At 40.7% G+C, this 21441-nt stretch carries 15 protein-coding genes; 2 read left to right on the top strand and 13 right to left on the bottom strand.

Features of this window, described 5'->3' with window-relative positions; all coding sequences use genetic code 11:
* Nucleotides 1–6 precede the first annotated feature (6 nt).
* The 11 genes from nuoL to QWZ08_RS23120 form a co-directional block, all read right to left on the bottom strand.
* Nucleotides 7–2010 (bottom strand): NADH-quinone oxidoreductase subunit L, encoded by a 2004-nt coding sequence (gene nuoL, locus QWZ08_RS23170; RefSeq protein ID WP_290339976.1) that lies wholly within the window; start codon nucleotides 2008–2010, stop codon nucleotides 7–9.
* Nucleotides 2011–2049: 39 nt separating this feature from the next.
* Nucleotides 2050–2364, bottom strand: a complete 315-nt coding sequence (nuoK, locus tag QWZ08_RS23165) for an NADH-quinone oxidoreductase subunit NuoK (RefSeq protein ID WP_290339975.1) — start codon at nucleotides 2362–2364, stop codon at nucleotides 2050–2052.
* Nucleotides 2361–2879 (bottom strand): NADH-quinone oxidoreductase subunit J family protein, encoded by a 519-nt coding sequence (locus QWZ08_RS23160; protein WP_290339974.1) that lies wholly within the window; start codon nucleotides 2877–2879, stop codon nucleotides 2361–2363. The genes nuoK and QWZ08_RS23160 overlap by 4 nt, the downstream gene beginning before the upstream one ends.
* A 244-nt stretch (nucleotides 2880–3123) precedes the next feature.
* The gene (locus QWZ08_RS23155; protein WP_290339973.1) at nucleotides 3124–3651 is read right to left on the bottom strand and encodes a 4Fe-4S binding protein; all 528 of its coding nucleotides are present in this window, start codon (nucleotides 3649–3651) and stop codon (nucleotides 3124–3126) included.
* Nucleotides 3652–3765: 114 nt separating this feature from the next.
* The gene (gene nuoH, locus QWZ08_RS23150; protein WP_290339971.1) at nucleotides 3766–4815 is read right to left on the bottom strand and encodes an NADH-quinone oxidoreductase subunit NuoH; all 1050 of its coding nucleotides are present in this window, start codon (nucleotides 4813–4815) and stop codon (nucleotides 3766–3768) included.
* Between the two features lie 213 nt (nucleotides 4816–5028).
* On the bottom strand, nucleotides 5029–6144 hold the full coding sequence (locus QWZ08_RS23145) for an NADH-quinone oxidoreductase subunit D (protein WP_290339970.1): 1116 nt from the start codon (nucleotides 6142–6144) through the stop codon (nucleotides 5029–5031).
* A gap of 106 nt (nucleotides 6145–6250) precedes the next feature.
* Nucleotides 6251–6709 carry an NADH-quinone oxidoreductase subunit C gene (locus tag QWZ08_RS23140; RefSeq protein WP_290339969.1) on the bottom strand — a complete coding sequence of 153 codons (459 nt, stop codon included), beginning with the start codon at nucleotides 6707–6709 and terminating at the stop codon, nucleotides 6251–6253.
* Nucleotides 6710–6766: 57 nt separating this feature from the next.
* The gene (locus tag QWZ08_RS23135; protein WP_353960501.1) at nucleotides 6767–7333 is read right to left on the bottom strand and encodes an NADH-quinone oxidoreductase subunit B; all 567 of its coding nucleotides are present in this window, start codon (nucleotides 7331–7333) and stop codon (nucleotides 6767–6769) included.
* Nucleotides 7334–7435: 102 nt separating this feature from the next.
* Entirely contained in the window at nucleotides 7436–7786 is a 351-nt protein-coding gene (locus tag QWZ08_RS23130; RefSeq protein WP_290339968.1) for an NADH-quinone oxidoreductase subunit A, read from the bottom strand.
* Between the two features lie 140 nt (nucleotides 7787–7926).
* A complete protein-coding gene (locus QWZ08_RS23125) occupies nucleotides 7927–8646 on the bottom strand; it encodes a ferredoxin--NADP reductase (RefSeq protein ID WP_290339966.1) in 720 nt (239 codons plus the stop codon).
* 123 nt (nucleotides 8647–8769) lie between these two features.
* Entirely contained in the window at nucleotides 8770–14073 is a 5304-nt protein-coding gene (locus QWZ08_RS23120) for a S8 family serine peptidase (protein WP_290339965.1), read from the bottom strand.
* 192 nt (nucleotides 14074–14265) lie between these two features.
* Between QWZ08_RS23120 and mfd the strand changes: the two genes are divergently transcribed.
* Complete coding sequence (gene mfd, locus QWZ08_RS23115; RefSeq protein ID WP_290339964.1) at nucleotides 14266–17742, top strand: transcription-repair coupling factor; 3477 nt, start codon at nucleotides 14266–14268, stop codon at nucleotides 17740–17742.
* Between the two features lie 100 nt (nucleotides 17743–17842).
* On the opposite strand, the gene QWZ08_RS23110 is transcribed toward mfd, so the two are convergent.
* Together QWZ08_RS23110 and gyrB are read right to left on the bottom strand one after the other, a co-directional pair.
* On the bottom strand, nucleotides 17843–18043 hold the full coding sequence (locus tag QWZ08_RS23110) for a hypothetical protein (protein ID WP_290339963.1): 201 nt from the start codon (nucleotides 18041–18043) through the stop codon (nucleotides 17843–17845).
* Between the two features lie 107 nt (nucleotides 18044–18150).
* The gene (gyrB, locus tag QWZ08_RS23105) at nucleotides 18151–20142 is read right to left on the bottom strand and encodes a DNA topoisomerase (ATP-hydrolyzing) subunit B (protein WP_290339962.1); all 1992 of its coding nucleotides are present in this window, start codon (nucleotides 20140–20142) and stop codon (nucleotides 18151–18153) included.
* A 268-nt stretch (nucleotides 20143–20410) separates the two neighbouring features.
* Here gyrB and QWZ08_RS23100 point away from each other — a divergent pair, with 268 nt between their 5' ends.
* Nucleotides 20411–21346 carry a helix-turn-helix domain-containing protein gene (locus QWZ08_RS23100; protein ID WP_290339961.1) on the top strand — a complete coding sequence of 312 codons (936 nt, stop codon included), beginning with the start codon at nucleotides 20411–20413 and terminating at the stop codon, nucleotides 21344–21346.
* The last annotated feature ends 95 nt before the right edge of the window (nucleotides 21347–21441 follow it).

The following is a 21441-nucleotide window of genomic DNA, read 5'->3' as shown; positions in this document are numbered from 1 at the left end:
AATTTATCATTTCCAGATATAAATAAACAGCACTGCCAAACCTATTACACCTGCTAAAAAGTAAATGGCGTATTGCTGTACTTTACCCGACTGAAATCCTTTGATTTTATCAGAAATAGTTAGCGTCGTATTGCCCGTCATATTTACCAACCCATTCACCACATTTTTATCAAACCAGGCCGCAGGTCTGCCCACTAAATTGAACAGTACCTTTTTTGTGATGAAGAGGTATACTTCATCAATATAAAATTTATGATAAGCAGCTTTATACAGGCCACCCAATGAGCTGGCAATGGCAGCAGGTTTATTGTTTTCGTTTTTATATAGCCACATGGCTGTAAAAATTCCTGTTATACCAATGGCCACCGGCGCTATTGAAAACTGCCAGTGAAATTCGCTTTCCAATGATTTGCCATCAGCAGTTATAAAATTCCCGAAAGGAATAAAGCCCGCCGTTGCAGCACCGACTGCAAGCAATATCAGTGGCAGCATCATCACAAAGCCACCCTCTCCATGGTGTTCACCATGCACAATCGCTCCTTTGTTCCAGAAAATATTGAAGTATAACCTGAACATATAAAATGCAGTAAGACCGGATGTAAACAACGCAACATAATAAACCATTTTGTTATGTTGCCAGGCTGCAAGCAGTATCTCTTCCTTACTGAAAAACCCTGCGAACGGAGGAACCCCTGAAATTGCCAGGCATGCAACCAAAAACGTAATATGCGTAATGGGCAAATATTTTCTAAGTCCGCCCATATCCTTCATATCGTTGCTGTGAATAAAATGAATAACAGAACCAGCACCAAGAAATAACAAGGCTTTAAAAATAGCGTGTGTAAAAAGATGAAACATAGAAGCCGTGTAGCCTGCACCAAGGTTAGCATAATTTAACGAACCTTCAATTAAATTACTGCCTGAAACGCCCAATGCAAACATCATAAAACCTATCTGCGACATAGTAGAATAAGCAAGTACCCTTTTTATATCTGTTTGTGTGCAGGCGATTATTGCTGCAAACAGTGCGGAGAAAATGCCCACTGAAGTAACCAGGTGCATGGCACCGGCAGACATGCTGAAAACAGGAAACATTCTTGCTACAAGATAAACACCTGCAACTACCATGGTGGCAGCATGTATCAATGCAGATACCGGCGTAGGACCTTCCATAGCATCGGGCAACCAGATATGCAATGGAAACATGGCACTCTTGCCAGCGCCGCCAATAAAAATCAATATCGCACCCCAGGTTAGCGCAGATGCACCCAAAAACATGGAAGAGTAAGCAGTATGCAACTCATGACTGCCATCTATTGTGAGTCTTTCAATCAGCGTATTAAAATCCAGCGTTTCGGCATGAAAGGATAAAATTAATATCCCAATTAAAAACCCAAGATCGGCAAACCTTGTAACGATAAAAGCCTTTTTACATGCGGCAACAGCAGAAGGTTTATTGTAATAATATCCAATCAGTAAAAATGATGAAACGCCTACCAGCTCCCAGAAAAGATACATCTGGAAAAGATTGGAAGCCATTACCAAACCAAGCATAGAAAAAGTGAACAAGCCAAGAAATGCATAATAAGTTGCAAACCTTTCTTCACCTTTCATGTAACCTAAGCTATAGATGTGCACCATCAGTGAAATAAACGTAACCACTACCAGCATCATCACTGAAATTGGATCCAGCAAGATGCCTAAATCTATTGAAAGGCCAGGTGAAAACTGGAGCCAGGTATATTGAACTGCAATAAATTTTTGGTAAACCCCATTCACTTTTCCATAATCGAAAAAATATCCATATGCAGTGTAGAGAGATAGGGCTGCAGACACAAGCAATAAGGTTGTAGCGATAACCCCCGATGCGCTTTTGATATGTTTTCTGCCAAAAATCCCGAGCAATAAAAAACCAGCAAATGGTAGTAACGGAATCAGTAACAGGGCCAGTGCTGAACCTTTTCCTGCAGGCAGTATCTGCAGCAATGGCATTTGTAAAAAATCATTCATAATATAGTAGTCGTTCGTTGGTTTTAAAATAACGAACCTTTAAAATTTCATTTCTTCAGCATTCTCTACATCAATGGAGTGATGGCTTCTGTATAAATTGATAATGATGGCTATCGCCACCGCCGCCTCTGCCGCAGCAATGGCAATTACAAAAATGGCAAAGAATAAACCGTCCATTTTGTTGGGCCATACATATTTGTTGAAAGCAATAAAGTTCAGGTTTACACTGTTGAGCACCAGTTCAACGCTCATCAGCATAGTAACCAGGTTTCTTCTTGTAAAAAATCCAAACACACCAATAAAAAACAAGGCTGCGCTAATAACTAAAATATGGTTTAATCCAGGCTCCATCATGATGTTGCAGGTTTAGAACGTAAAGCAATTACAATACAACCAATCAATGCCGCCAGCAGTAACATACTCACAACTTCAAAAGGCAAGGCAAATCCATCCTCTGCAACGCCCAGCATACGATCGCCTATGTTAGCTACTATTGGCAGAACCGGCTGCCCGGCGGTAGGTTTAAATGAATGCTGAAATAATTGCAGCATGGTTAGTGCAAAGCCGCAAAACACGGCCAGTGCTGAAAAAATTTGTCTTCCGATTTTTTGTTTGGGTAATAACTCCCCGGCTTGCTGTGTCAAAAAAATGGAGAAGATGATCAGCACCGTTATGCCACCCACATATACCACTATCTGAACGGCTGCAATAAAATCATACTGCATCCAGAAATACAAACCTGCGATACCTATTAAAGAAAAAAGTAAAAAAATGGCTGCTCTGAAAATCTGCCGTGTGGTAACCGCCAGCACACCACTCACTAAAGTAAGTGCCGCCAGCATGTAAAATATAATTGTTGATCCGCTCATTTAAGGGTTATTATGTCAAGTTTTTAATACCAGTTTTTATACCTGGTAATATTATGGATGCCATTTTTTTGCCGGCATTGCTTTTCAATTTTGCATTGTTGTGTCACTCACTTGTACAACATACCATTTCTGATCCTTTCCCACATTATTATTCAAAACTCCTGTTATTCCGCTACGACTAACCCTGCGCAAATTCCAGGAACGTTGGATTTTTATAATTTCCGGAGGTAGCCAGTAAGCGCTATCACTCAACACCTTCCCTTATTTTTGATCCCGGCTTATTTAAGATCTTTGTCAGGTCTGCCCGGTTATATACACTGTGTTCAAATGTTTGCGCCATTTTTATTGCATCTGTTGGGCAGGCTACAATACATAAATTACACATTGTACATAGCTCAAGATGATATACAAATTTGTCAATGGCCTTTTTCTTTTTGCCCTCAGGACTTACATCAAATTTGGTAATGATTTTAATAGTAGCGTTCGGGCAAGCCAGTTCACAAGCGGTGCAACCAGTACAGGCGTGCTCATTATTTTCATCATGCGTCATCACTACTTCCCCCTTGAACCTTTCAGGAAAAACAAGCGTAGCCCTGTTATCGGGATATTGCTCTGTGATGATTTCTTTATGATGCGTAAAATAATACATGGTTCGCCTAAGCCCTACCAGTAACGACTTTACGCCATTGAAAACATCTTTGATATATTGAACAAGCCCTCCGCCAGAAGAAGGCGATGAAGAACTATTTTTACTATTTAAATTCTTATCCATTATTCAACATGTCTTTTTTTTTTAAAATTAGCAAGGACATTCAGCCCTTCCACTTTTAAAACCACTGCATTTCCCTTCTTCCCGCCGCTGCGGAGAGTTAGAAGGGCCGGGCTGTTAAAAATACCACCCCAAAATAGCCATTACCGTTACCAGTAAAATATTAAACATACTGATCGGCAATAAATATTTCCACTCAAGATTCAGCAACTGGTCAATCCGCAATCTTGGAAAAGTCCACCTGAACCACATAATTAAAAATATCAGGAAAAATGTTTTTCCGAAGAACCATAAACTGGATGGAATAAAATCCATCACATGATTAAATCCTTCCCAGTGCCCGATATGAAACGGCATCCATCCGCCAAGGAATAGCGTTGCGCCAATAGCACAAACAATAAATACATTGATATATTCTGCTAAGAAAAACAAAGCGAATTTCATCCCTGAATATTCTGTATGGAAACCAGCAGTCAATTCAGACTCGGCTTCTGCAAGATCAAAGGGTGCCCTGTTTGTTTCTGCCGTTACGGCAATGATAAAAATCACGAAGGATATAATCACCGGGATATGTCCTTTAAAAATCCACCAGCCATCTGACTGCGATAAAATAATTTCGTTCAGATTCAAACTACCCGATAATATCACTACTGTAAGAATGGAGAGCCCTGCTGATAGTTCATAACTTACAATCTGTGCACCGCTGCGCATAGCGCCCATCAACGAATATTTATTGTTGCTAGCCCAGCCTGCCATTAAAATGCTGATGACCATTAAGGACGAAACCGCAGAAATATATAATACACCAATGTTAAGATCCCATAGTTGAAAGTCTTTTGCAAAAGCGATTGGCGCCATCAAAAGCATTGCCACCATCATTGCGATAAAAGGCGCCAGGTTAAACAAAAATTTATCTGCACCATCTGGCGTCATTCCTTCTTTAACCAGCAGCTTCAACGTGTCTGCCAGTGATTGTAACATACCCCCTGGGCCAACCCTGTTGGGTCCAAGGCGAATCTGTATCCATGCAGCTACCCTTCTTTCCATCAGTACCAAAACCAGTCCCAATGCGGCAAACAGGCCGATGACACACACACCGGCAATTACCATCTCAATTACCATGGTCCAGGTAGCATTAAAGGTCGCCCTTAACCAGCTATCAATCAATTGCGATATTTTTGAAAAGCTCAGCATAAACACCTCCCAAAGCTTCCCCAACCCCTAAGGGGAGATTTAAGAAGCGAATTTTGATTTGATATTTTATTCATACTTAGAGATTCTTTTATTATTCTATTCAACATTGGATTCTATTCAGCAACACTATAGTCGCCATTCTCCGCATTTTGTTCTGCCCCATGGGGGAGTCAGAGGCGGTCGCTTCTATCTGTCAATGTCTGGTATCACTAAATCCAGCGTTCCCATCATGGCTACCAAATCTCCTAACTTACTACCCCTGGCCATGTGATCCAGCGCAGAGAGATTGGAAAATCCCGGCGAGCGAAATTTAATACGGTAAGGCGTTGTGCCACCTTCACTCACGATGTACACACCAAACTGTCCTCTGGCTGTTTCTACTTTTTGCAAAAATTCTCCTTTCGGTAACTTCAATACAGCTTTTGTTTTGGCCTGAAAATCACCCTCGGGTATGTTATCAATTAATTGCTCAATAATTTTTATTGACTGATTCATTTCTCTTATCCTCACCATATACCTTGCGAATGAGTCACCCTCCGTTTCCAATATTTCTTCAAACTGCAACTGGTTGTATATTTCGTATGGGTATGTTTTCCTGGTATCGCAACTAACACCGCTGCCTCTTGCCGGAGGTCCGCTTACACCAAATGAAACAGCATCTTCCGGCGACAGGTAGCCTACACCTTTCATCCTGTTTTGAAAAATAATATTACCGGTTACCAACTCATCGTATTCGCTGATTTTTGATTTATATAATTTAATAAAATCTTTTACTCTTTGTTGAAAATTGGGATGAATATCCTGCATCACACCACCAGGCACCATGTAATTCATTGTAAGCCTTGCACCACAGGTTTCTTCCATAATATCATTGATGGTTTCTCTTTCGCGAAAAGCATGAAAGAACGGTGTAAATGCTCCAAGATCCATCGCCATGGCACCCCACCACAATTCGTGGGATGCAATTCTTGTAAGTTCATCCATCAGCACGCGTATTACCTGCGCACGTGCGGGCACTTCTACCTGTAACCCATTTTCTACACAAAGTGCGCAAGCGTGGTTGTTGATGTGAGAAGATAAATAATCCATGCGGCTGGTAACGTATATGAATTGCCGGTAAGTAAGGCTTTCGCACATTTTCTCGATAGACCGATGGATATAGCCAAGGTGTGGTTCCACCTTTATAATGGTTTCACCATTGATGGTAATAACCAGGTGCAGCACGCCATGTGTAGCGGGGTGTTGTGGTCCCACGTTGATGATGATATTACCGTCTGCTGTTCTGCCTATTTCTTCAACCATACCCCTATCCCCTAAAGGGGAACTATTGTTTTTATTATTAAAAAATAGTTTTTAATATCCTGATATTTTAAAACTTCTGCCTTCCTCCCTGTTAAGCGCATGGGGGTTACAATTTTATCATATTGACCGGGTCTTCAAAATTCTTTAACAATGGCCTTTTGTTCTCCCATCCATCCGGTAAAATCAACAACCTTAAATCAGGATGATTGATGAAATTTACACCGAACATTTCATACACTTCCCGTTCATGAAAATTAGCTGTTTGCCATATATCACTCACAGTTGCTATTGACGGATCAGCAGCATCCAGTTTTGATTTTATTACAATGTTGTGGCGAAATTGTACAGATTCGAGATGGTACACCATGGTAAGATGTGTCTTCCAGTCAATACAGGTGAGGCAGAAAAGAAAATTAAAAAACAAGGCTTTGTCATTTCTTAATTGTGCGGCAAGTGAGTGCCAGGCAGCGGGCGTCACGATGATGGTAAGCCATTGGCCTCCTTCCTCAAAACTAACTGCCGGCGACAGTTGTAAAATTTTCTCTTTTAATGCTTCGTTGGTCATAATTATCTTTCGGACAATGGACGTGTCATATAATTCAAAGCAGGTTCAATTAATTCATCAGCCTGCTTTTATTTGTTCTCGTGTTAAACCACTTTTTATTTTTTCCTGTAAGCTAATCAGTGCATGCAACAATGCTTCCGGCCTCGGCGGGCAACCGGCAACATATACATCCACCGGGATAATATGGTCTGCACCCTTTACTACTGAATACGTATTGTAAAAGAAAGGCCCTCCGCTGATTGCACAAGCGCCCATCGCAATTACATATTTAGGATCCCCCATCTGATCGTATAGTCTTTTTAAAACAGGCGCCATTTTATTTACAATGGTACCGGCGATAATAATTACATCGGCTTGTCTTGGCGAGGCCCTGGCCACTTCGAAACCAAATCTTGAAAAATCATATTTTGCTGCTGCAACGGACATCATCTCTATACCGCAGCAACTGGTGGCAAAAGTAAGCGGCCACAAAGAGTTAGACCTGGCCCAGTTAATCACATCATCCAGCTTACTCAACACAATACCGCCTCCAGGCGTTTCGTGTATTTGACCTGGAAAAGTGCCACCCCCAACTCCCAGGGCGGAATTTGAAGAAGATCCTGAATTATTTGAAGTTTCACTCATTTACCAAGTGTTCATTTTTCGTTATCTAAATTTGAAATGCGGTTCAAATTATTATACTGTGCATTTCATTCCTCCACCTTGGGAGAGTCTGCGGGGGTTGCCCTACATCCATTTCAGCGCACCTTTTTTATGGGCATATAAAAAACCCATAAACAATATAAAAAAGAAGACAATGATTTCTACAAGTGCCATCCAGCCTACCTTTTTTGCTACTACTGCCCATGGAAACAAGAATACCAGTTCTACATCAAATATCAAAAAGATCAGGGCAAATAAATAGTAGCCTACATTCAATTGGGTCCATGTTTTTCCCTGTGTTGGAATACCGCATTCGTATGGCTGGCCCTTTTGTTTATTAGTGGTAGCCTTTGTTACAATTTTAGCAATTAAAATGGCAATAGAGGAAAATGTTAACGCTGCAAGAATCAAAACAATCATCGAAGATGCTCCCATAAAAACAATTATTTTACCAACATTTTAGAACTACAAGGTAGGAAAAAATACCAATACAGGTACCGCGGCAATCATAGGCACAAATGATATGTGTCATGCTCAAAGGCAACGGTTTTCACAATAAAGTTATGGGTAAAATACTATCCATAAATTTCGTAATGAATTTCTTTTTTGTCGTAACCCATATCTGCAATTCTTTTTCTTGCATCATCAATCATACCTTTCCAGCCGCATAAATAAAATTCGGCAGGCCTTCGGTCTGCACACAGCGACTCATACACTGGATGCACGTACCCCATTTGTCCATCCCATTCCTCTCTTGACAACGTGGGTAAGTAGGTAAACCCTTTTAATTCCTGTTCCAGTTGTTTCATCTCATCATAATACAACAGGCTGGCTTTTGTTCTGCAGCCAAATATGAGGCAGATGTTTTTATGTTCTACTGCATTGCGCTTTATATACTGCAACATACTCCTGAAGGGTGCAATGCCCGTTCCGGTACAAATAAAAACAAGATCTTTATCAATGGGTTCTTTCAGGGTAAATACGCCCTGCGGGCCGCGAAATTTTAATTCCGAACCTACGGTTACTTCATTAAAAAGATAGGGAGTGCCTGTGCCATTTTTATCAAGCACAATAATCAGCTCAAAAACATTTGACCCATCTGGACTGGAAGCGATGGAATAACTTCGCCAGCGCTTGTTTGGTTTTTCATGTATGGGTAAATCAAGTGTAACAAACTGGCCCGGTTTAAAATTGAGTGTTGTCAGTTCAGGTACCTGTATAAAAAAACTTCTTGTATCGTTGGTTTGTTGTTGAATTTGTATCACCTTGCCGGTGCGCCATGGTTCTAAAGACATTGTGCAATTGTTTGCAGAAAGGTACAAAGAATAGTGGTAGACCAGGATACAAAAAGTGATTATTTCCCAATTTAAAAAATGGAATCTCTTAAAAATTTACACTCATTCCGACAGTGCTACGATTTACTGTACCAGCATTTTTTGAATACTTAAGCCGTTTACCGACACCACTTTCAACATGTAAATCCCTTTTGCAATTCCTTTCAAACTAATTGTATTGAAGCTTCCCTGCAAAGCAAAACTTTTTACTAATTTACCGACACCATCGTACAATGCAGCGCCGCTGCAATTGGCACTTGCAGAGATAAATACTGTTTGCCCTGTAACGGGATTGGGATAAACCAGCACATCATCTGCATTATTACTGAAATCAATTTTTCTGATTGCAGAATACAAATAAGTTCCATCACGTTGCAATATTTTGAGCCGGTAGTAATTGATTCCATGCAAAGGAGTTGAATCGGTAAAATTATAATTGCCAGTGTTATTTCCATTAACAAGCCTGGAACCAATACTGGTAAAATTTCTACTGTCGGCACTTCTTTCTAATGCGTAATCAGCAACATTTACTTCATGTTCAGCTTTCCAGCTTAATAAGGCATTACCCGCTTGTTTCTCTGCATCGAAATAAACCAAGTTTACAAGCAATGGTTGTGTATTACTGCCATTGCCGTTATTGAACCAAATTTCGCTAAAACTATTTACGGCAAACTCTGCATAGTAGCCATTTCCGTGGGGTATTATCATTGTGTTTGCCGGCGTGATGTACTGTGTAAAACCGTTGTTATCATCCAGCAGTGAGCCATTTTCTTCTGCCAGCAATCCACTGTATTTTGTTACGCCCAATTCATACGCATCCCCGGGTTTGGTGCAAACCGCACAACCGGCAGCATCTATCAATGAATCTGCTTCTGCATCCGTAAAATACAGTCGTACCCCAACGTTACCTGTTGGTGGGTTGGATGGATGAATAACATAATTTCTATCCAGGTAATACTGATCGCCTGTATTCCTTATATGGCCTGTATTGTTGGGATAAACAGTGATGTCAACATTGCCCAGGTTCTGCCCGTTGGGATTTATTTCCGCCATGATATGTAAAGACCCGGTTGATTGATTGCCGCCGCTAAACGGGATCCAGCTATTTCCCGCAATAGCAGGCACGCTGATAGTTGTGATGGGTACAGCTGCAGCAACAAGGCTTTTTTCATGTATACTGATATCATCAATACCTGCACCTTCCATAGTAACTCCGCCATCGCTGCTCAGCACAAACCTGAAGCGTATATTCGTTCCCGTTACAGGAAGAGCTACACTGGCAACATGCCATCTAGCCCTGGTTAAGCTCCAGTTATTAAGTATATTGTCATACCAGTTGGTGCCACTTAAAGTATCCCCTAATTTTTGCCACACAATACCATCCGTTGAATACTCTACCCAGGTATAATCATAATCCTGTTCTACCTGAAAAATATGACTGAACGATAATACAGGTTGCTTTAAAGCGCTTAAATCAAAGCAGGGAGAATACAAGAAAGAGGTTTCGTTGTTATTGTAATTACCCGTTAAATTGGTAACCCATGCTTTGGTACCGTTGGGTGCTTTGTTGATCAGCGTTTTTGCGGGTGTACCCCATTGCCAGCTTGTATTGGTTCCCTTTGTAAAAAAATTGCCATCACTGTTTTCAAAACTTTGCAAATAAGGGTAATTGCTGACAACAGGTGAATTGTGAAAACTATAATTTAATATACTATCATTGGCAGGGTAACTGTCTCCCGCATAATGTATCCAGGCGTTGATATTGTAATCTATGTATGCAGACAAGTCTGCAGTTTTTGTAAATGTATAATCCAGGCTTTGGTTTGCTGCAATCAAGGGAATAATTTCGGTTATCACTGCTCCACCGTTTACCTGGTAGCTGACACTTACATTATCCAGGCTGGTATTGTTAAAGTTTTTTATTGTAACATTTACTGCACTGGCAGCAGAAAGACCACATCCAGCTTTGCCAGGTGAATTGATTTTCTTTAATTCAAGATCATTAAAAACCTGGTTCAGTGTAAGATCATCAAAAGTATATCCATCATCTATATCGATTACGGGTGTTGGGTCATTGGAAGATGTATTTCCTTCCTCCCCTATTTTTATCTGGAAGGTTTCAGCGATATTTTGTGCAGGTACTGCTGTATTAAGGACTTCATTGATATTAACCTGGCCGTGTGCCCATTTACCCAAATCGGCCTGGTTAAGGACCAAATCGTAGGCAGGTAGCCACACATCATTTTCACTGCCCCTTATCCATATTTTATTGTTGGCACTGCCTGCCTGGCCATGGTTGAAATAATAAAAATCAAAGCGGAGCTGATCAGTTTTATAGTTAATGAGGTTATAATTTAAAGTGAGCGAATCAACATTATTGATTTCAGTGTAGGGGGATTGATCCAATGTTAAACTGCGAACACCTGAGCGGGCAAAGCCTGTGTTAACAAAGGTCCTGGCTCTTCCATTGGAACTTGCCGCACTAAAATCAATGTATTTATTATTTCCTATACCTTGTTCTGTTTTTATAAAATCAGCATTGGCCATCGTTTCAAATCCTTCTTTAACCGGCATGGCAGCAATTGGATCGTTGTTGATTGATTTTACTGTTTTATATGCAGTATCATTCAGGTGATTGCTATCTGCAGGGAGTGTAATCCAGGCCTTAAAATCATACCGGTAGCCAGTAGGAATAACAGGATAAGAACCGGTAAATGCATAGGTGTAAGAACCTCCTGCAGCAATTGTTGTATTGGCACTTTCTGTAACAATGGTTCCGCCATAATTAAACGAAACATTAAAAGGTCCGGTTACCGGAACTGCTCCTAAGTTTTTAATCAGTATTGTAACCGGCGCTGTTGCATTGCCGGAGTTGGCAAAAAATTGCCTGGCTGTATTAGGCGTTAAAATGCTATCTACCTTAACGTCGTTATTAAAAGTACTTAGCGTACATGCGCCAGCGTCAGGCACCACTTTAACTGATACGGAACGCCTGCCGGAAAAGCTGCCATTTTTTGCGGCAACGCCCAGCCATGCCGCACTATTTTTATCCAGACCTTTTAACAGAAAAGAAGTAGTGGCAGTGTTACCGATCACCTTCATACTATCACCGCTTAACTGAAATATATCGTAGGTTGTTGCCCCGGCAATAGCTGTCCAGTTTAACAGCGCAGCACCTTCACAAACATTGGTTACATTAGTAACGGTCTGTCCCAAAATACCAAAACCAAAACTGCTTTGTCCGCTGAGTGCAGTCCCATTTCTGGTCACCCTTACAAGGCCATTGTTTGTAACGGCGGTTGGAACAGTCCATGCATACAGTCTGCTGTTGGCTGCAACATTATTATTAATCAGCGTCCAGCTGGCGCCATTGTTATCAGAATATTCTAGTGTGAATGTATTGCTTTCGTTACCGTACGCCAGCCAGCGTATGTTATCAATATCACCGGGGATGAGCTTTTCGCCACCGGCAGGGTATTGCACCTTTACTTCGTCGGGCATTAATTCATAACTAACAACATATTCCTGGGGGCCGAATGGAACGGCATAACCGTTAACATTGATGGTGTAGTTGCCCGCAACAGGATTTTCAATTACTACCTGCTCAATGTTATTTACATGATCGGCACCTTCAGTAGCTGGATTGTTTACTGTTGCCGGAGCGGGGTTTAAAATTAATGGATAATGCAATAACGCTGCGGGCGTACCAACTGTAATATCTAAATCGTTTACAAGTGAGGTCGCCGCATTTACGGCAGCTGCTGTATCTGCCCAATATAACATCACTTTTAGCCTACGCGTATTGGCGGGCACTGAAATGACTTGACTGACACTTCCTCCATTGGTGATTTTATTGATGCTATAACGATTTTGTTCCAATGCATCTACGGCCTTTGCAGCCTCCAGCATCCCAAAACCAAATGAATAGTCTGGCCCCGGATTACCTAAATCTTCTGCTGTATTACACACCAGTGTTTTCATTAAAGCAGCAGAAGGGTTGCCGCCGCCATGCAGCTGACGATATCTTTCAACCAATAACGCAATGGCACCGGTTACAGACGGAGCCGACATACTGGTGCCGTAATCTGCGCCATAATTGTTACCAGGTTTAGTGGAAACTACCGCCCATCCGTTGGCAGTAATTTCGGGTTTGATGCGGCCATCATTTACCGGACCCCGGCTGCTGAAACTTGCAACACTATAATCTCTTGCATTCATCGCACCTACTGTCAATACATTTTTGGCAGACTGCCAGCCCGACTTAACAGTGCCAAAAGATGCAGGAAAAGCACCACAGCTCAAAGCGCCGTCATTGCCGGCTGCCGTTATATGCAGCAGATCCTTGTAGCGTCCCATTTGCTCATCAATATAATTACTTAACACATCATAGCTTCCCTCTCCCGGGCAATTATCCTCCACGGAATGATAGGAATTATTGGTTAGTACCATATTGTTATCTGCAACATATACAGGCGCACTTGTAATAATATCACTAAAAAATTGATCGATGATAGTGGCTTTAGATGCCATACCCCTGTACCTGGCGTTCATTAAACCAGCTCCGGCTGCTGTACCGCTTACATGCGTTCCATGATCCCCAGGTATCCATGGCGTTCGGGAAATCAGTCTTCCTGAAAAATCAACATGAGTAGCAATATCTGCATTATCTCCAATACCTATTGTAACACCTCTTCCATTCAGATTTTTTCCATTTAATTCGTTCAGGCTCTCTACTCCGTGCACAGCCCGGCTATTGGAATTGAGCGGCTTATCACTTATTGTCTGTAAAGTAATACTGCTTACAAAAGGCATTGCCGCAATTGCATTAATCAGTTGCTTATTGGCTTGTATAAAAATAGTATTTACAGAAATAATTTTTGAAGGAACCAGTAAAGCTCCCGCTTTTAGCAATTCAACTGTTATTGTTGCCCTATCTACACCCGGAAAATAGGTTACTGCAAAAAGCGGATTCGCTTTCTTATTACCAGATGGGATGTAATTATACAATTGGCGGCTTATTTTAAAAACAGCCGGTACTGCATTGATGGATACTATGCCCCATTGAGATGCCTTGCCAACATCAAACTTATTTTTCATTATCGCCAGGTAAGCATTGCCAGGTAAGTATTCCTGCAATTGAATACCTGCTTTTACCAGGTCTTCCCTCACCTCCCGGGCAGGCAAATTATCAAACTGAACAAGTACAAAATAATTGTCGCCAACAAGGGCGTTGCGGATGTTTTCCTTTTTAAACTGTTGTTTTTTTATGTTACTGCCGGTAACAAAATTACCATTGGCAAAGCGAACGACCTTTTCCTGCTGCGCATACAGCGACAATGAAAAAAAGGAACTTAACAAACAAAATAGTACAAGGCAACATTTTTTCATCAGGAACATTTCTATTTTTTTACCTCGGCTGGTCTGCAATTTTAATTAACAAGCTGGCTTTTTTTGCAATTGTTTTTATGATGTAAGCAACGTTGCGTTTATTACGATCAACATCTTAATATAAATATATGTTGAGCTGGTAATGTATTTTGTTAACGGTTTTGCTAAAGATGTATTGCAGCAACCTAATTTTTGGCGTATAATTTTTTCAAACCATATCTTTGCAGCCGGATGAACCTGGAAGTGTTGTTGAAAGAATATGCAAATGATGGCCGCTGTTTTAAAATAGTGGATGGAATCTCATTGTCCAAACCAACGCACACACATCTTTCGGGCTTACATGGCAGTGCTAATGAATTTGTGATTGCCGCTGTTTTCAACCACCCTGCAGCAGCTCAGTTAAATCATCTTGTGCTTTTAAGAGATGCGGAGGAAGCTGCTTATTTTCACAATACATTAGAAAATCTTACCAGCGCTTTAGACATTTTTTATTTCCCATCTTCATTTAAAAATAAAAAAAATTACAGGCTGCTCAACAGCAGCCACGTAATGCTGCGCACCGAAGCGCTTACAAAAATAGCTACAGCGGCAGCAAGTTCAGGCATTCATAAAAAAATAATCATTACACATCCGGAAGCTTTATTTGAGAAAGTAGTGTTGCAAAAAACACTGTCCGCCAATATCATTTCCATCAAGCAGGGCGAAATGATTGATGTTAATGACATATTGTTCCGGTTTGTGGAGTATGGTTTTGAGCGTACTGATTTTGTGTATGAGCCGGGCCAGTTTGCAGTACGTGGTGGCATACTTGATATTTATTCTTTCGGTAATGAAAAGCCCTACCGTGTTGAGTTATTTGGTAATGAAGTGGACAGCATACGTTTATTCGATCCGGAATCGCAATTGAGCGAACGTAAATTGTTGCAGGTAAATATTATACCCAATGTTGAAACACAATTTGAAACAGGAGACCGTGTTTCACTGCTGGAATTTTTACCGGAGAACACTGTAATATGGACGGAAGACTGGCAACTTATAAAAGAAAAAATTCAACAGCAGGAAGAAGACCTGGAATTGTTTTTATCTATTGCCAAAGATGTTTCTGCAGATAAAAAACAATTGGCTGATGATGACAGCGAGATAAATGAGCGGCTGGATGTTAACGTAAATGATTTTGTAAAAGCGGCTGTACTTGAAGAGGAAATCAAGGAAAGGAATATCATTGAAATGGGCGGCAAATCTTATTTTACAAAATCAAACTCTAACCAACCGATCGTATTTCACATTAAAGAGCAGCCTTCATTTAACCGGCAGTTTGATCTTTTAATAAAAGATCTGAAAGCATATGAAGCAAAGAAATACAACATTTATTTATTTGCCGATAACCCAAAACAGCTTGAAAGGCTGCACGTAATTTTTACTGATTTAAAGGCCGAAATTAATGTAGTTCCTGTTCCCACATCTATTCATCACGGTTTTATTGATGATGATCTTAAGGTGGTTTGCTACACTGATCACCAGATATTTCAGCGCTACCATAAATACAAGGTAAAACAGGCGTTCAGCAAAAACAAAGCGCTGACTTTAAAAATGTTGCGGGAGCTGCAGCCCGGCGATTACGTTACCCATATTGACCACGGAGTGGGCGTGTACAGTGGCTTACAAAAGATTGAAGCCAATGGCAAAATGCAGGAAGCTGTACGTATTCAATATAAAGATGGCGATTTACTGTATGTAAATATCAGCAGTTTACATAAGATAGGTAAGTACAGTGGCAAGGAAGGCAGCATACCCAAAATGAACAAACTGGGTAGCGATGTATGGAATAAATTAAAAGAAAAAACCAAGAAGCAGGTAAAAGATATTGCGACAGATTTAATTAAACTGTATGCGGAGAGAAAAAGCCAGGAAGGCTTTGCATTTAGCCCGGATAATTATATGCAAACTGAACTGGAAGCAAGTTTTATTTATGAAGATACGCCCGACCAGGGTAAGGCAACAGAAGATGTAAAAAGGGATATGGAAAAGCCTTCTCCCATGGACCGGCTCGTGTGCGGAGATGTTGGTTTTGGCAAAACGGAAATTGCTATCCGTGCAGCTTTTAAAGCGTGCTGCGATGGAAAACAGGCTGCAGTACTGGTTCCTACCACGATATTGGCCTATCAGCATTTTAAAACTTTTGGTGAACGATTGAAAGATTTTCCGGTAACGGTTGATTACATTAACCGTTTTAAATCAGCCAAAGAAAAAAAGGAAACATTACAAAGAGTGGCGGAAGGAAAAGTAGATATCATTATTGGCACCCATTCTTTATTAGGTAAAGAAGTGAAGTTTAAAGACCTGGGTGTAATGATTATTGATGAAGAACAAAAATTTGGTGTTGCTGCAAAAGAAAAATTAAAACAATTACGCACAACAGTTGATTCCCTTACATTAACGGCTACACCTATCCCCAGGACATTGCAATTTAGTTTGATGGGTGCAAGAGACCTTAGCATCATAAATACCCCACCGCCCAACAGGCAACCTATCCAAACGGAAGTAATGGTATTTAATGAAGATGCCATCAGAGATATTATCTATTATGAAACCGAAAGAGGTGGTCAGGTTTTCTTCATACACAACAGGGTAAAGGGATTAGCCGAGATGAAGAGTTTGATACAAGGTCTTTGTCCGGATGTCAGTATTGCTTTTGCACATGGCCAGATGGATGGCGATGATCTGGAAGATACCATTCTGGATTTTATGGATAAAAAATATGACGTATTGGTATGTACTAACATTGTAGAAAGTGGTGTAGATATTCCGAACGTAAATACCATCATTGTAAACAATGCTCACCAGTTTGGATTAAGCGATTTACACCAGTTACGGGGAAGGGTTGGCCGTAGCAATAAAAAAGCGTTCTGTTATTTGGTAGCTCCGCCCATGAGCACTTTACCGGAAGACAGTCGTAAACGGTTAAGTACTTTAGAACAATACAGTGACCTGGGCAGTGGATTTCAAATTGCCATGAGAGACCTGGATATACGTGGTGCCGGCAATATGCTCGGTGGTGAACAAAGTGGTTTCATTGCTGAAATTGGTTTTGAAATGTACCAGAAAATTTTAGATGAAGCAATCCGTGAATTGAAAAGAACTTCATTTAAAGAATTGTATAAAGAAGAAATTCAGCAACAGGATGACTTTGTAACAGACTGTACCATTGATACGGATCTGGAAATTCTAATTCCTGACAGTTACGTGGAAAGTATAACTGAAAGACTGAGTTTGTACAGCCGCCTGGACAATTGTGAAACAGAAGAAGATTTGCAGCAATTTCACCAGGAAATGTTAGACCGTTTTGGGCCAATACCAGCTCCGGTAGAAGATTTATTTACAACGGTAAGATGCCGTAAACTGGCTGTAGCGCTTGGTTTTGAGAAGATGTTATTAAAAAATGAAACACTAAAATGCTTCTTTGTAAGCAATCCTGATTCGCCCTATTTTCAAAGTGAAACATTTCTTGGATTATTGCAATTTTTACAAAAAGGTACTAATAAAGCCAAACTGAAACAGGTTGGTAAAAATGGAATTTTGGTGGTTGATGAGGTTACAACGATGAATGAGTTATTCCGGTTTCTTCATAGAATGCATCAAAACATTCTCAAGGCTCCTTTAATGGCATGATGATGCAAAGCAATGTTAGCTTATCAATTTACCAAATAGCTATGGTCACAAAAAAGGCCATCTACACAGACAGCCTTTTAATTCTTTGGTACCAACTGAATTACCAGCTTTTTTTAGCTACGCCATTTTTTACAGCTTCCAACGCTGTTGCTTCGCTTAACATGGTAGTCATTTTGTTTCCCTTGCCGTCATGACCTTGTGCCATGTAGCCGCCACGGGCTGTTTTGGTTATTACTGCATCCTGCAATGGAACGTTTTTTTCTTTCGTTTTCATGCAATAGGCTGTTAACATTTTTGACATTTTGTAGAATTTATGGTTAGTAAATATGGGGAAGTTGTAAACTTCAGGATACAAGCTACATAAATTATTGGGTTTACCAAAATTTGCTGCTTATTACCACTGTTGGCTTACACATCAATTTTTGCATACTTGGCGTGGCTTTCAATGAATTCCCTCCGTGGAGGCACTTCGTCTCCCATCAGCATGCTAAACACCCGATCAGCTTCTGCAGCACTTTCTATGGTTACCTGCTTTAAAGTCCTGGTAACCGGGTTCATGGTTGTTTCCCACAGTTGTTCAGCGTTCATCTCTCCCAAACCCTTGTAACGCTGGGTGGTAACACTCTCATCTTTACCCTGTCCAAACAGGGTAATCAATGCTTTTCTTTCTTCATCCGTCCATGCATAATCCTGCTCTTTTCCCTTTTTGACAAGGTATAACGGTGGCTGGGCGATAAATACATAGCCCTGCTCAACCAGTGCTTTCATATAACGGAAAATGAACGTCAGTATCAGGGTGGCGATGTGACTGCCATCCACGTCGGCATCCGTCATGATGATTAATTTATGATACCGGAGTTTGGACGTATCTAATGCTTTGGGGTCTTCAGGCGTACCGATCTTAACACCCAATGCAGTAAACATATTTCTAATTTCCTCATTGTCATAAATCTTGTGTTCCATCGCCTTTTCTACATTCAATATCTTTCCACGCAGTGGCAAAATAGCCTGGTAACTCCTGTCCCGTCCCTGCTTGGCAGTTCCACCGGCGGAATCTCCTTCCACCAGGTATAGTTCGCAGCGGTGGGGATCTTTATCACTACAGTCAGCCAGTTTACCTGGCAAGCCTCCACCGGTAAGCACACTTTTACGCTGTACCATTTCACGGGCCTTTTTTGCAGCGGCTCTTGCCTGGGCAGCCAGTATTACTTTTTGTATAATAGTTTTGGCATCCTTCGGATTTTCTTCCAGATAGGCGATTAGTACGCGGCTTAAAGTACTGTCAACCACACCCATTACTTCGCTGTTGCCCAGCTTGGTTTTAGTCTGACCTTCAAATTGTGGCTCCGGTACCTTTACAGAAATAATAGCGCTCAACCCCTCGCGGAAATCATCACCCTCAATTTCTACTTTGGCCTTTTCAAACATGCCCTCCTTTTCGCCATAACTTTTAAACACCCTAGTAATTGACCGGCGAAACCCGGCAACATGGGTACCTCCCTCAATAGTATTGATATTGTTTACATAGCTAAAAAGATGCTCCTGGTAGCCTGTATTGTACATCATAGCTACCTCTACCATCACATTACTGTTGACATCATGCCCGTCACAATAAATAACAGTCGGTAATAAAGCGTTTCTGTTGGCATTTTTATCCAGCATTTCCACAAATTCTACTATACCGCCCTCGCTGTAGAAAGTTTTTGTATAGGTGCTACCATCATCTTCTTTTTCCCTGAAGTCGTTCAGCGTAATGTTGATCTTTCTGTTTAAAAACGCCAGCTCTCTTAAACGGCCTTCCAGTATTTCCCGTTTGTATACGCTTTCTGTAAAAATGCTCATGTCGGGCCAAAAATGCACCCGGGTACCAGTCGTAGTAGCTGTACCAATTTCCCTAACGGGATATTGAGGTACGCCCTTGGAGTATTCCTGTTCAAACTTTTTACCTTCCCGTTTTACGGTCACATGCAGTTTAATACTTAAAGCATTCACACAACTAACACCTACACCATGTAACCCGCCTGAAACCTTGTAAGAACCCTTGTCAAATTTACCCCCCGCGTGCAAAACTGTCATCACTACTTCCAGCGCACTTTTGTTTTCTTTGGTGTGCATCCCTGTAGGTATACCCCGGCCATCATCCTCTACCGTAATAGAATTATCTTCGTTAATATTAACGGTAATATTTTTGCAATAGCCAGCCAGCGCTTCGTCAATGGAGTTATCAACTACTTCATATACCAGGTGATGCAAACCTTTTACACCGATATCGCCAATATACATGGCAGGTCTTTTGCGGACAGCTTCAAGACCTTCTAATACTTGTATACTGTCTGCCTCATATCCGCCGTTAACAGATGGTGATTTCACTGGCAGTACTTCTTCTGTTTCTGTAGTCATAATTGAGTGCAAATTCTAATTTTAGTGGTCAAAATCCACATTCCTGCAAATATAAGGAAAATCAGGCTCTCAGGTCACTGAAACAGGTCTTTTACACCAGCCATTTATACAAAGATTTCCACACAAAATAGATTCCTTTACCCCTGATTTGGGCGCCAATACGTTTTGTCAATATCCTGCTATTTAATGACACAATATTTACAATATATCGTTCGCTAAGCCCCGGCAGATTCAGCTATATGATGTATATTTGCATCGAAATTTATCAATGAATCAACAGCCTGACATATTGAGTATAGCGCACAATCAGCCATTTATGTTGAATGAACTGGCAATGTTGCAGGATATCAACCGGTCTGTGCCTGGTTCCGTTCATTATTCTATAAAACGGTACCGCAGAGACGCTCACTGGAACATGGAAGATACCGGTATGCTTGTGTACAATTATGAAAAAAATAGCCCGCAGGCAAATTACCTTGAATTAAAATTTTGTGTTACAGGCAATGTGTATTGCCGTGAAAAACAGGCAGAATGTGATTTCTGTAAAATGAATGCTTCCAAAACTTGTGTAGAAAAAGTAAATAGCATTGATGTACTAAGCTTCAGCTTTAAGCCGTCCTATTTAACCCAGTTTGTCGGGGGTAAAAAGCAAAGAACCATTTCGGACGAAGTGCTTTCATTTACTCATACTGCATCTTTTAGTAAATTATTGCCTTTATGCGGCAAAACCCGTATGGCAATTGAAGGTTTACTGAATCACAATTATACAGATACTTTGGAAAATATTTTCATTAATGCCCAAACGCAGATTTTGCTTTTATACAGTTTGGACTGTATGTTAGATGAAAAAGAAGAAGTATTTACCTGTAAATTTTTAGCAAACGAAGCAGACAGGGAAAAAATAACCAAAGCAAGAGAGGTGTTACTGCAGCATATTGGCGAACCTTTAACTATTAAGGAATTAAGCCGGAAAGTGGCTATTAACGAGTGTTACCTTAAAAAAGGATTTAAAGAAATGTTTGGAACTACCATCTTTGACTTTTATCAAAGTCAGCGAATGGAGCATGCAAAATATTTACTTTACGAGAAAGGCCTGAGTGTAACAGAAGTTTCCATGCTGCTGGGCTATTCTTCCATTTCGCACTTCAGTACAGCTTTTAAAAAACATACCGGAATCAAGCCCTGCGAATTGCTTCTTCATTGATTTGTTCTCGTTCTAATTAAAATTTGCGAAAAAAATAAGGCGTTCTAATAATGTTAGAACGCCTTTTACATTGTACTCAAATCATCTAGACTTTT

The sequence above is a fragment of the Ferruginibacter paludis genome (assembly GCF_030409685.1).
In the GTDB taxonomy this organism is placed as follows: Bacteria; Bacteroidota; Bacteroidia; order Chitinophagales; family Chitinophagaceae; genus Ferruginibacter; species Ferruginibacter paludis.
Note: the sequence above shows the minus strand (reverse complement) of the source record. Positions and strands in the feature narration are given on the sequence as shown.